Here is a 12398-nt window from a genome sequence, read left to right on the forward strand (position 1 = left end):
ATTACACCTCCTCCTGCTCTCGGCTCAGGAGCGCTTCCCGCAGCCGCTGGCGTAGCACCTTGCGGCTCACCTTTCCGACCGCCGTGGTCTCGAAGCTCTCGGCAAAGACGATCTGGTCGGGTACCTTGAACTCCGCGAGCCCGCGGCCCCGGATGAAGGCCTTGAGATCGGCGGTGGCGGGCTTCGGACCATCCGGAATGACGAAGGCGCAGCTGCGCTCGCCGAGATAGGGATCGGGAATCGCCACCACCGCCGCATCGAACACCCCCGGGTGGGCGAGCAGATGATCCTCGATCTCCTCGGCTGAGATCTTCTCGCCGGCGCGGTTGATGTGGTCGCCGGCGCGGCCTTCGACGACCAGGTATCCCTCGGGCGTCATGCGCACGATGTCGCCGGTCCTGTAGTAGCCGTCGGCGGTGAAGGCCCGCTGATTGGCGGAGGGATCGTTGTGATAGGCGCGGATCGTATAGGGTCCGCGGGTGAGAAGCAGACCCCGCTCCCCCGCCGGCACCGGCTGCCCCATGTCGTCGACGATCAGGATCTCGTCGTCGGGGCTGATGGGCCGCCCCTGGGTTTCCGTCACCAGATCCTCCGGATCGTCGAGCCGGGTATAATTGACGAGACCCTCGGCCATGCCGAAGACCTGCTGCAGCCTGCATCGAAGCGTCGAGGAGACACGCCGCGCGGCCTCGGGCGCGAATTTGGCGCCGCCGACCTGCAGAACGTCGAGGCTCGAGATGTCAAAGGTCGTCCGCCCTGCTGCCTGCATCCAGAGGAGCGCCAGAGGCGGCACCAGTCCGGTCATCGTCACCCGCTCCTTCTCGATCCAATGAAAGGCGGTCTCCGGATTCGGCGAAGGGCACATGACGACACGAGCGCCGACATAGATCGCGCCGAAGATGCCCGGCGAGCTCATGGGAAAATTATGGGCGACCGGCAGGCTGGCCATGAAGACGGTGTCGGGCGTCATCCCGCAGATCTCCGCGCTCGCCCGGAAACTGTAGATATAGTCGTCGTGCGTGCGCGGAATGAGCTTGGAGAGCCCGGTGCTGCCGCCCGAGATCTGCAGGAAGGCGACGCTTTCGGGAGAGGGGTCGACCGGAAGCGCCACCTCACCCGCGGGCAGATCGTCGAGCCCGATAAATTCCTCTGCCTCCCCGACCACGAAGACGTGCCGGAGTGTCGTCACCTGCTGTTTCACCTTGCGTGCGAGCTCTCGGTAGTCGAAGCCGCCATGCCGATCCGGCACGATGTAGCCGACCGCCTCGGCGCCGCGAAGGAAATGGGCGATCTCGGTCTCCCGGTGCGCCGACAGCGAAAATACGGGGATCAGGCCGGCGCGGAAGAGGCCAAAGACGACGGAGAGAAAGGCCGCGCAGTTCGGCAGTTGCACCACCACGCGGTCGCCGGGCGTGAGCCCGGCTGCGATCAGTCCACGGGCGATCCGTTCAGCCCGCTCGTGCAGTTCGCGGTAAGTCCAGCGGCCGTCGGTTCCGACGACGGCGAGCTTGTCCGGAGCGGCGGCCGCAGCCGTTCTAAGCACGCCGAACATGGTTTCGCCACGCCAGTAGCCTTTTTCCCGATAGAGCACGGCAAGATGCTGCGGCCAGGTCTGTCGAAGCGGCTGCATCTCAGGCCTCCCCGATCTGGGCGACGGAAAGGCCGAACGCTTCGAGCATGGCGGAGAACTTGTGGGCGGTCTCGGCAAGCTCGCCCTCCGGCGTCGAGCCCGGCACGATCCCAGCACCGGCATAGAGGCGGGCGTTCCGGCCCTCGATCTCGGCGCAGCGGATCGAGACATACCAGCGGCCGTCGCCGGAGGAATCGCACCAGCCGACGGCACCGGCATAGAAGCCGCGGTCATAGCCCTCGAGATCGCGGATGGCCGCGTCGGCTTCGCTGCGCGGCATGCCGCAAACCGCCGGCGTCGGGTGCAGGAGCGCCGCAAGCTCGATGCTCGACGTTCCGATATCCTTGAGTGTTCCTTTGATCCGCGTGCCGAGATGCCACATGCTCCGCGTCGCCTTCAGCATCACGCCGTCCGGTGCGGCAAGGTCCGTGCAGAGCGGCGACAGCACGTCCATGATCTGCTCGACCACCAGCGCGTGCTCGCGGCGATCCTTCTCCGAGCGAAGCAGCGCCTCGGCCGCCTCGCGGTCGTGCACGCTGTCAGGGCTCCGCCGTGCCGAGCCCGCGAGCGGATGGGAGAAGACGCGTGGTCCCCGTCGTTCCACCAGGAGTTCCGGCGTCGCGCCCACGAGGAAGCGCGGGCTTCCCTCCCGCGGCGGCAGCGGCGTCGCGAATGTCACGACGGCATCGTCCACCGCGAGCCTCGCGATGAGGGCCGGAATGGAAATGTCGTTTCCGACGGCGAGCCTGACGCTGCGCGACAGGACGATCTTGCGCAGGCTGCCTCCATCCTCGCAGAGCCGCGCGAGCCCGCGAGCGACAGCCGCCGAGAAGGCGTCTGCCGAAGGGTCCGCCGTCACCTGCATGGCGAAACCTTGGGGCGCGAGGTGACCACCCGGCACGCCGAGTTCGTGGCGCCCCATGACCCGGAGCGCTTTTTCCGGACGGAGAAGATAGGCGGAGGCCTCGCGGGCATAGGGGATCGCGCCCACCAGGATGTCGGGACCGGTCGGGTACTCTTCGAAATGGCGTCGGACGCGGCTGGCGAGGTCGGAAATGGTACCGCCCGGCAGCTCCCGGGCGACGCCATAGGCAAGCAGGGTTTCGTCGCCGGACCGGAGCACGTAAGACGGCCGGTTCGCCGGGAAGGCCCGATCTTCGGGCAGTATGTCATTCAAGGTCGACGGATGGACCATGGGGACTCCTGTAGCTCGGTTTTCTGTCGACGAACGCCGTGGCGCCCGGCGGCTCACTTCGTCCAGTAGGTGCCCTCTAGCGGCACGGCGGTGCGGGCATTCAGCTCCGCGAGAGCCTGTCCCGCGTCGAAATCGGCAAAGGCGTGCGGGTAACACCACGCCGCCATCAGTTGCATCGCCAGGAGGTCGAAGCCGGGCGCCAGCAGTTGCGACGACATGCCGTGGACCCGTCCGGCGGCGACCGCCGGCAGGCTTGAAAAGCCGGGGCGTGAGAGGAGCCGCACGAGCGAGGCCTCGGTCGTCTCGGCGTCATAGGAGTGCCCGATCAGCAGGCCGTTGCGCTGTGCCATGTAAGGGCCGCCGGTCGCGACATAGACCTCCGGGCCGGAGGAGATCACGTGCTCCACGCTCACCTGCCCGAAGGGACGCCCCTTCAAGATCTCTCCGACATTCCGCACCTTGAGGAGCGCGAGTATCCGGCCGAAGTTCTCGGTTCCCGGCGAGTTGCAGCATGCCTCTGTCGTCGAGGCATGTGTTTCCATGAAGACGCTCGGCGATCCCGGTGCGGCAACCTCATCGACACGGGCCACCAGCCTGGAAATCTCCCCGTCGCGGAAGTCGGCAAAGGCATCGGCCGCCGCCTCGTTTCCCGTCACCCGGCCGAGCAGTCGAATACTCTCCCCGGTATGGGCGAGCGGATCGAGCGTGAAATCCACATAGGCGACGGGAATTCCGAGCGCTTCGATTTGTGCGATCTCCTCGGGGGCAACGTGTGAGTACAGCGAGAGCACGACCAGATCCGGGTTCGCCGCGACGATTTCCTCCACCGCGAGGTTCTGCTGGTTGCTCGCAATCTGCGGCAGACCGTCGATCTGCGGAAAGCGCGCGCGATAAGTCTGGTAGAGATCTTCGCCGATCCGGGCCACGTCATGTGGCCAGGCGGCGACAAGCGCCGGAGCCTTCTCGCCCACGAACGAGAGGGCGATGATGGTGCGCGCATCGTCGACGGCCAATCGGCGTGCGGGCGCCCGCAGGTGGACTTCACGACCCTTGAGGTCGGTCGTGACGATCTCAGCCTCCGCGGCGAAGGCTGACAGCAGCGTCAGCAGCACCGCGGCAAGTGCCCCCGGCAGGCGCATCGCTCCCCTCCACCCTGCGGCATGTCTCTGCGAGGACATCACGGAAATCCTCATGCGGCGACGCCGGCGACCGCCACCGGTTCGCCGGCGCGGGCCCGCGGACGGATGAAGGTCATGCCGTCACCGAGCGGCACGAGCGACATGTCCACCCGATCGTCGGACTGGATCTTGAGGTTGAGGTTGCGAAGCGCCACCGTTTCCGCGCGCATATCCTCGGGGTCCGCCACCGAGCGTCCCCAGAACATGTTGTCGAAGCAGATCAGGCCGCCGGGGCGTACGAGCTTCAGGCAGAGTTCGTAGTAGGCGTCGTAGCTTTCCTTGTCGGCGTCGATGAAGGCGAAGTCGAAGCCGGCACCACCCTCGTCCGCCAGTATCCCCTTAAGGGTCTGCGCGGCATCCCCGAGACGCAGGTCGATCCGATCGTCGACACCGGCCTCCTGCCAGTAAGATCTCGCGATCGCCGTCCATTCCTCACTGGCGTCACAAGCGACGAGGATGCCGTCCTCCGGCAAGACGTCCGCGACGCACAGGGCGCTGTAGCCGGTGAAGGTGCCGATTTCGAGCACGCGCCGTGCGCCTATGCTCCGTGCCAGGAGCGCCAGCAGCTGTCCTGCGGCGGGAGTGGTCATCATGTGCCCCTCGGCAAGGGCCAGCGTCTGCTCCCGCAACCGTCTGAGGAGCGGCGTCTGGCGCGTGCCGCAATCGATGACGTACTGGCGGATCTGCTGGTCCGAGATCTTCGGCATTCTGCTCTCCATTCTCGTTCTTGCTCGCCGCTCACCACTTGTATTTCAGCGTGGCGTAGACGGTGCGGGTGCTGCCGTAGAAGCAGGCGGTGGTCGAACTGCAGCTCGACACGTATTCCTTGTTGAAGATGTTGCTTGCGCTCACGTTCAGGCTCAGCCCGGCAAGATCGGGATTGTGGCGGCCGAAATCGTAGTCGAGCGCCGCGTCGAACAGCGTGAAGGCCGAGACCTTGAAGCTGTTGGCCTCGTCGCCGTAGGTCGATCCAACATAACGCACGCCCGCGCCGAGCCCGAGACCTTCGAACGCTCCGTCCTGGACGCTGTAATGGACCCATAGCGAGGCAGCATCCTCCGGCACGGCATAGGGCCGGTTGCCGACATAGGCCGCGGTCGCGTTCTCGGTCATCTCGGCGTCCATGTGGGTATAGGCTGCGGTGACATCCCAGCCGGCGTCGAAGGCCAGCTTGGCTTCGAGTTCAACGCCTGTCGTCGTCACCTCTGCGACCTGCAGGTAATAGCCGGGATGGGCGGCATCCGAGGTCGTCATGTTGGACTGGACAAGGTGGTAGACCGAGGCCGCAAGGTAGCTGTCCGAGCCTTCCGGCTGGTATTTGATACCAGCTTCGATCTGCTGGCCCTCCACGGGATCGAGGGCAACGCCGCCGGCCGCGCTGTAGCCGAGCCCGGTCGGCGGCTCGAACGAGGTTGCGTAGCTCACATAGGGTGCGATGCCGGAATCGAAGAGATAGGCCGCTCCGACCCTGCCGGTGAAGGCGTGGTCGTCCTGCTCCGTCGAGGTGGTGACATCGGTGGCGAGCGTGGTCGTGTCGGTCTCTATGTCGTAGCTGTCGTAGCGTCCGCCGAGCGTCACGTTGAGCTTGCCGAACTCGATCTGGTCCTGCGCGTAGAGGCCGGTCTGGCTCGTCAGCTGCCGGGTGTCGGAGGTGAAGGCCGGCACGGTGATTGCGGTGCCATAGACCGGATTGAGGTAGTCGATCGACGGCGCCGGCCCCGTCCCCATCAGGCGGTCGGCGTCGGCATATTGATAGTCGAGGCCGAAAAGCAGCGTGTGGGCCAGCGGTCCGGTGTCGAAATCGGCCTGGAACTGATTGTCGACGACGAAGGCATCGACCTCTTCCTGAAGATGCGAGGCGAGCCGGGTGATCGTCGTCCCGGTCATCGAACGCCCGCTGAGACCGATATGCTCGCTCTCGACATGCATGTAACGCAGGTTCTGCCGGAAGGTCAGGTAGTCGTTGAGTTCATGCTCGAACTCGTAGCCGAGGCGGGTCGTGCGGCGCTCGAAGCTGTCGAAATCCGGATCGCCGACGTTGAAGTCGTAGGGAATGTCCGGATAGCTGCCGTTCGCATAGGCGGTGCCGGCCGCCGGCAGGCCGGCCGGATAGGCGCTGGCCGGATCGTCGGTATAGTTGAACAGAAAAGTGAGGCTGGTGCCTTCCTCCGGCCTGATCAGCAGAGAGGGAGACACCGAGAACCGCTTCGAGGTCACGTCGTCGAGATTGGTCTCGTTGTAGCGGCCGGAGGTCGCCAGCCGGTAAAAGAGGATATCGCTGCCCGCGATGGGACCGCCGAGGTCGAGTGTTCCCTTGACATATCGGTCCGTCCCGACCGTCATCCCGGCCTCGTGGTAAGGTTCCTCCGTCGGGTGCTTCGAGACGAGGTTGACGAAGCCACCCGGGGCCATCTGCCCGTAGAGCACCGAGGATGGGCCCCGCACGACGTCGATGCGCTCGACGTCGAAGAGCTCGACGGTCGGCTGGGAGAAGGAAAGGCCGCGCTGCATGCGCAGGCCGTCGAGATAGCCGATGAAATTCTGGTAGTTGGCCATGCCCATGCCTCGCACGGGGACGATGTCGTAGCGGTCGTTGCTGCGAATGTCCGGCGTGACGCCCGGCGTGTAGCGCAGCGCCTGCGCCGCGGTCACAGCACCCTGTTGCTCGAACTGCGTCTTCGTCACCACGGAGACCGCCTGAGGCGTCTTGATGAGCGGCGTCCCCGTCTTCGTCGCACTGCGCGCACTCTTGGCGACGAAGGTGTCGCCTGTCCTGTCGGCCAGATCGCCCTGCTGGGTGATCACGATCTCTTCGAGAACGGTCGAGTCCTGAGCCGCTGCGGCAAACGCACCCAGAACCGCCAGCAGGCTCACCGATCCCCTGTACCCCCAACGCAAAACCCGAACTTTCACAAGGCCCCCGCAACGTCAAATTAATATGATTGCTTTACTCATGTTTTCTATATAGCAAGGTCCTGCTTGGACCAATGCCGAGGTCTTTTGCGCACCGCGAAATTTCTTTTGCGAATTCGAAACCCATCCTTCCTAGAGGGCGCCATGGGCGACATCATCCGGACCGGTGACTTCATCGATCGCCTGCAGCAGCAGAACAGGACGGTCTCGCTGGTCGAGAACGACCCCGGAAGCGATTCCTCAATGATGCGCGGCCGGTTCTGCGACATCGAACTCCGACGGGGGCTGAGCGTGCACGTCTCGGACGTCGTCAGTCTTTGCGACTTGACCGCCGAAACCGAGATAAGGCCCCACATGTCGATCAAGTTCTTCTTCGAGGGAAAGGTCGATGCCGAGATCGGCAACCGGCGCTTGCCCTCCCCGCAGCAGATCCCGTCCTCCTCGCGCTGGATCCCGGCAGCCTGCATGCTCGCCAATCGCCAGGAGGAACGCTTCCGCAATCACACCAGTGCCGGCAATCACATCCGCAAGCTGAAGATCAGGATCGAACCGGAATGGCTGGCGGCCGGCGACATGTTCGCCGACGGCACCGCCGGCGCGATCGAGCGCTTTGCCCGGTCCGAGTTCGAGCTCTTGTCATGGCAACCGACACCCGCCCTCCTGAAGCTGGCGAACCGGATCATGTCACCCCCCGAGGAAGAGGCGTGCCTCCGCCATCTCTTCCTTGAAGCCCAGACCCTCGCCGTCATTCACGAGTGCTTCAAGCTCATCGCCGGCGGCAATGCAGGCGCCGGAACGCCGGCCGCGGCGCTGAGAGCATCGGAAGAAGGGAAGCTCGCAGAAGCGGAGGACTATATTTGCGACTGCACGGGCCGCATGCCGGCCGCCGACGAAATCGCGACGCATCTGTCGGTCAGCGTCAACACGTTGCACCGCCTCGTCCGGCTCGGACGCGGCACCGGGACGGCCAGCTTCGTGCGCACGGCGAAGCTCAGGCAGGCGCGGCACGCCATCGAGAACAACGGCATGCAGATCGCCCGCGCGGCCCATCTTGCCGGCTATTCAAGCCCGGCGAATTTCTCGACTGCCTTCAGGCGTCAATTCGGCGTCCCGCCGAAGGCCGTGCGCGGCTAGGACCGCGTATCAGTCGCCGCGGATCAGGATCGCGCGGAAATCGTTCACATTGGTCAGCGTCGGCCCGGTCACCACCTGGCGGTCGATCGCCCCGAAGAAGCTGTGAGCGTCGTTCTCCGCCAGCGCCTTTTCAGGATCGAGACCGAGAGACTGTGCGCGGCCAAGCGTATCGGGACCGATGACGGCGCCCGCCACCTCCGCCGCGCCGTCGACGCCATCGGTATCGCAGGCGATCGCGTGAATGTCCTCGGCGCCTTTCAGCGCCAGTGCCAGCGCCAGGCAGAATTCGGCATTCGGGCCGCCGACACCCTTGCCTCGCCGCGTCACGGTGAGTTCGCCGCCGGAAAGCAACAGTGCCGGGGTGTCCCCGGGCTTCATCTTCGCCTTTATAGCAAGAGCCTGTTCAGCCTGGGCGGCCGCCACCGCGCGCGCCTCGCCTTCGAGGCTGTCACCCAGCATGTGGACGGCACAGCCGGCCTGCTCGGCGAGCGCCGCCGCCGCATTCAGCGACTGCCGCGGCGCCGCGTAGATGATGTTCTCCACCCTTGAGAGCCTCGGGTCGCCCGGCGCAATGACGCCGCTCGGACGATCGAGGGCCTCCCGCACGCTCGCCGGAACCTCGATCTTCCATCGTCGCAGGACGTCGAGCGCGTCCTCACGGGTCGAGCGTTCTCCGACCGTCGGACCCGAGCCGATGAACGCCGGATCGTCGCCGGGCACGTCGGAGATCATCAGCGCCAGCATTCGCGCGGGATAGGCGGTGGCGGCGAGCTGGCCACCCTTTACCCGGCTCAGGTGCTTGCGCACCGTGTTCATCCGGTCGATCGGCGCGCCGGAGGCAAGAAGCGCCGCGTTGACCGCCTGCTTGTCGGCAAGCGAGACCCCCTCGACTGGCTGCACCAGAAGCGCCGACGCCCCGCCGGAAATCAGCGCCAGAACAAAATCACCCTCCTTTGCCGTCGCCAGCAAATCCAGCATGCGGCGGGTCGCCACGAGCCCCGCTTCGTCCGGCACCGGATGGGCGGCCTCGACGATCTCGATCCCCCGGCAGGGCCGCGCATAACCGTAACGCGTGATGACGAGACCCTCGCACGGGCCCCATTCCGCCTCGACGGCCTCCGCCATTCGCGCGCTCGCCTTGCCGGCGCCGACGACGATCACCCGCCCTTCGGGTTTCGGCGGCAGGAAGGCCTTGAGCGAGCGCATAGGGTCTGCGACCTCGACCGCTCTGTCGAAAAGCTGCCGCAGGAAGCGGTCCGGATCATTGGTCATGCACTCAGTCCCACCCGATGTTCGTGTCCATGTTAAGCGTCTGAATTTCTCCATGAAAATAAGCATACGTACAAGTGCTATCGGCCCGCGGCTGGACAGAAATCACAGTTTCAGACTGCTGGAGCCCTGGCGCATGAGTGCCAGCGAAGCGAAGTGTGAGGAGAACGGCCCGGGCGACCTGCGACCATTCCCGAATGCTGTGCATTCGCCGCCAATCCTATCGCCCGCGAACACCGGCGGCAGAGGTTCAGTTACGGCGACTGCCGAAGCGCGATGGCCGTTGGCAGGAACCCGGCACCTTCTGTCATTTGGGTCGTCGCAATGGCCACACGGGCCGCGGCCTACAGCTCTTCGTGCATGTCGCGAAAAAGCCGCGGCGCAATGCCGAAACGCCGCTCGAAGGCCTCCGTCAGACGCGCGGTCGGAAAGAGGCCGACCTGCACCGCTACCGATTTCAGCGAAAGCCCGCGCGACAGCAACATGCGCGCCGCGTCGAGCCGCGCGGTCTCGACGAAGCGAGCGGGCGTCTCGCCGGTCGTGGCCACAAACTTGCGATGGAAGGTGCGCTCCGTGAGGCCGGCGCGTGCGGCGAGCGAAGGGACGTCCAGCGACTCGGCGAGATTTGCCTGGATCCATCCGATCAGGTCGGAAAAGGGGCTGTCGCCCTTGACCTGCGCCTGCAGCACCGGACTGAACTGGGACTGGTAGCCGGGACGGCGGGCGTAGAGGACCAGCCGTTTTGCCACCTCCCCGGCAATCGTCGCATCGAGATCGTGCGCGATCATCGCCAGCGCCATGTCGATGCCGGTGGTGACCCCGGCCGAGGTCCAGAGGTGGCCATCGACCACATAGAGCGCATCGGCATCAACGATCACCTCCGGAAAGACTTCGGCGAACGGCTTGCAAGAGTCCCAATGGGTTGCAACCCTGCGACCATCGAGGAGCCCGAGAGCTGCCAGCACGAAGCCCCCGGTGCAAACCGAACCGAAACGCTCGGCGCGTCCGACGAGATCGGGAATGGCCGCTCTCAGAACGGGATCTCTCATAGCCTCGAGAAGCGGGTCGCGCTCCGCGCCCGCGATGAGAACCGTCTGGACATCCCCGGGCTGAAGCCTCCCGATCGCGATCGTTTCCATGCCGATGCCGCTGCTGCTTTCGACCGGACCGCCCGCGACCGAGACCGGGACGACCTTGTACAACTCCGGCCTGCCCTGCTGTCCCAGCGCGCGATTGGCGCTGTTCAAGGCCGAGGCCGGTCCGGAGACGTCGAGCAATTCAAAGCCCGGGTACACGATGAAAGCCACATGATGCATTGGCGGAAATTAGCATTCTTTTGTCATTTCTGCCACAGGCGTTCCTTGCTACCGTTCGGAGGTCATCGAAGCATCAAGCTTGCCGGCGGCATCGAGGCAGTGCATTCTGGTGTTGGAGCAGACCGCCATGTCTAGAACCATCTTGCTTTGGGGCGGGGTTATTCTTGTCGTTCTGGCCGCAGCGGGTTTCGGTGGATGGTTGTTCAGCCTGCCTTCTGCGACAGCGGCGAAGGCTCCCCCTGTGCCGCAGGCGGAAACCGACGCCGTGGTCGCATCGCTGAGGCCAACCGGGCGCGAGCGCCCGCTCATCGCGGTGATCGGCATCAACGACGCTACCGAGACGACCGACTATCTCATGCCGGCGGGCATATTGCGGCGAGCCGACGTCGCCGATGTCGTCCTGCTGGCGACCGGCCCCGGTCCGGTGCAGCTCTATCCGGCACTCAAGGTCGAGCCGGAGGCGACCATTGCCGAATTCGATGCCGCGCATCCCGAGGGTGCCGACTACGTCATCGTGCCGGCGATGAGCCGCGACGACGATCCCACGGCGATTACGTGGATCAGGAGTCAGTCAGAAAAGGGCGCCAAAATCATCGGCGTCTGCGCCGGCGCCAAAGTGGTCGCCGCCGCCGGACTGCTCGACGGCAAGCGTGCCACCACCCATTGGTACTACCTGCCGGAGATGCTGAAACGCAGCCCGACGACGAAATACGTTGCGAACCGTCGCGTGGTCACGGATGGAAATATCACGACGACGACCGGGATCAGTGCCTCGATGCCGATGACACTGACGCTGATCGAAGCGATTGCCGGACGGCCGAAGGCGGATACGGTGGCCAGGGATCTTGCGCTTGGCCAGTGGGACCTGCGACACGCAAGCGACGCTTTCAAGGTTACACGTCCCTTCGCGAAAACGGTGCTGGCGAACCGGATGGCCTTCTGGAAGAGCGAAGAGCTCGGCATCCAACTCATGCCCGGCATGGACGAAGTTTCGCTTGCGCTCGTGGCAGATGCCTGGTCCCGGACGTATCGGTCGACGGTCGCCACCTTCGCGGCCTCGGCGCAGGCGGTGGTGACGACCAACGGCATTCGCATCGTGCCGGACCGTGCGATGACCAATTGGCCGGACGGGCGTTCCGTCACGACCTTCCCCGACCAGCGGCCTGCCGTCGTGCTGGACCGGACGCTGGAGGCCATCGCGACGCGCTATGGCGAACCCACTACCGACGTGGTGGCGATGCAGCTCGAATATCCACGACCACACTGACGTCTACAACGCATTCCTGCAAACAACAGAGGGATCGGATGAGATGACAAAGACAATCGCAATTCTCGTCGCGCGCCTGCTCTTCGGCGGCGCCTTCCTCCTCGCGGCCTTCATGAAGTTCGCCGACATGGGCGCAACGGCAGGCTATATCGCCTCGATCAGTTTTCCGCTCCCGCTCGTCTTCGCATGGGTGGCTGCATTCTTCGAACTGGGGCTCGCGCTGGCCTTCTTCACCGGCGCTTTCTATTCCGAAGCCGCCACGCTGGCGGTGATCTACGTGCTGTTCCTGACGTTTGCCTTTCATGGGCCGTCGCGTTGGGACGGCAATCCGATGGAGTTCGGCTTCTTCGTCAACCACTTCACGTTCATCGCCGGCCTGCTGGTTGCCGCCGTTCACGGCCCAGGGACGCGGCTCGTTCTGGGCTGGCGTCTCGACGGCAGGCGTCTTCGCCTCCGGCATTCCTGATCGACGGGCTTTGCCGTTCGCAAACGCCCC

At 65.1% G+C, this 12398-nt stretch carries 10 protein-coding genes; 3 read left to right on the plus strand and 7 right to left on the minus strand.

Annotation, left to right across the window (positions count from 1 at the left end; translation table 11 throughout):
- Position 1: 1 nt before the first annotated feature.
- From EUU22_RS02395 to EUU22_RS02415, 5 genes are read right to left on the minus strand one after another with little or no spacing between them, the layout of a single operon-like run.
- Positions 2 to 1630 (minus strand): (2,3-dihydroxybenzoyl)adenylate synthase, encoded by a 1629-nt coding sequence (locus tag EUU22_RS02395; protein WP_129330506.1) that lies wholly within the window; start codon positions 1628 to 1630, stop codon positions 2 to 4.
- 1 nt (position 1631) lies between these two features.
- Complete coding sequence (locus EUU22_RS02400; RefSeq protein ID WP_129330507.1) at positions 1632 to 2825, minus strand: isochorismate synthase; 1194 nt, start codon at positions 2823 to 2825, stop codon at positions 1632 to 1634.
- Between the two features lie 53 nt (positions 2826 to 2878).
- Positions 2879 to 4003 (minus strand): ABC transporter substrate-binding protein, encoded by a 1125-nt coding sequence (locus tag EUU22_RS02405; protein ID WP_165351053.1) that lies wholly within the window; start codon positions 4001 to 4003, stop codon positions 2879 to 2881.
- Positions 4004 to 4014: 11 nt separating this feature from the next.
- On the minus strand, positions 4015 to 4710 hold the full coding sequence (locus EUU22_RS02410) for an O-methyltransferase (protein WP_205687828.1): 696 nt from the start codon (positions 4708 to 4710) through the stop codon (positions 4015 to 4017).
- A gap of 31 nt (positions 4711 to 4741) precedes the next feature.
- Complete coding sequence (locus tag EUU22_RS02415) at positions 4742 to 6877, minus strand: TonB-dependent siderophore receptor (RefSeq protein ID WP_165351054.1); 2136 nt, start codon at positions 6875 to 6877, stop codon at positions 4742 to 4744.
- A gap of 183 nt (positions 6878 to 7060) precedes the next feature.
- Between EUU22_RS02415 and EUU22_RS02420 the strand changes: the two genes are divergently transcribed.
- Positions 7061 to 8050, plus strand: a complete 990-nt coding sequence (locus EUU22_RS02420; RefSeq protein ID WP_129330511.1) for a helix-turn-helix transcriptional regulator — start codon at positions 7061 to 7063, stop codon at positions 8048 to 8050.
- A 9-nt stretch (positions 8051 to 8059) separates the two neighbouring features.
- Here EUU22_RS02420 and EUU22_RS02425 read toward each other — a convergent pair whose 3' ends face one another.
- Entirely contained in the window at positions 8060 to 9322 is a 1263-nt protein-coding gene (locus tag EUU22_RS02425) for a glycerate kinase type-2 family protein (protein ID WP_129330512.1), read from the minus strand.
- Between the two features lie 341 nt (positions 9323 to 9663).
- Positions 9664 to 10635, minus strand: coding sequence for a GlxA family transcriptional regulator (locus EUU22_RS02430; protein ID WP_129330513.1), 972 nt, complete (start codon positions 10633 to 10635; stop codon positions 9664 to 9666).
- A gap of 127 nt (positions 10636 to 10762) precedes the next feature.
- Between EUU22_RS02430 and EUU22_RS02435 the strand changes: the two genes are divergently transcribed.
- Positions 10763 to 11902 (plus strand): DJ-1/PfpI family protein, encoded by a 1140-nt coding sequence (locus EUU22_RS02435; RefSeq protein ID WP_129330514.1) that lies wholly within the window; start codon positions 10763 to 10765, stop codon positions 11900 to 11902.
- A 43-nt stretch (positions 11903 to 11945) separates the two neighbouring features.
- Positions 11946 to 12368, plus strand: coding sequence for a DoxX family protein (locus EUU22_RS02440; protein ID WP_129330515.1), 423 nt, complete (start codon positions 11946 to 11948; stop codon positions 12366 to 12368).
- Positions 12369 to 12398 lie beyond the last annotated feature (30 nt).

The sequence above is a fragment of the Ciceribacter ferrooxidans genome (assembly GCF_004137355.1).
Taxonomy (GTDB): Bacteria; Pseudomonadota; Alphaproteobacteria; order Rhizobiales; family Rhizobiaceae; genus Allorhizobium; species Allorhizobium ferrooxidans.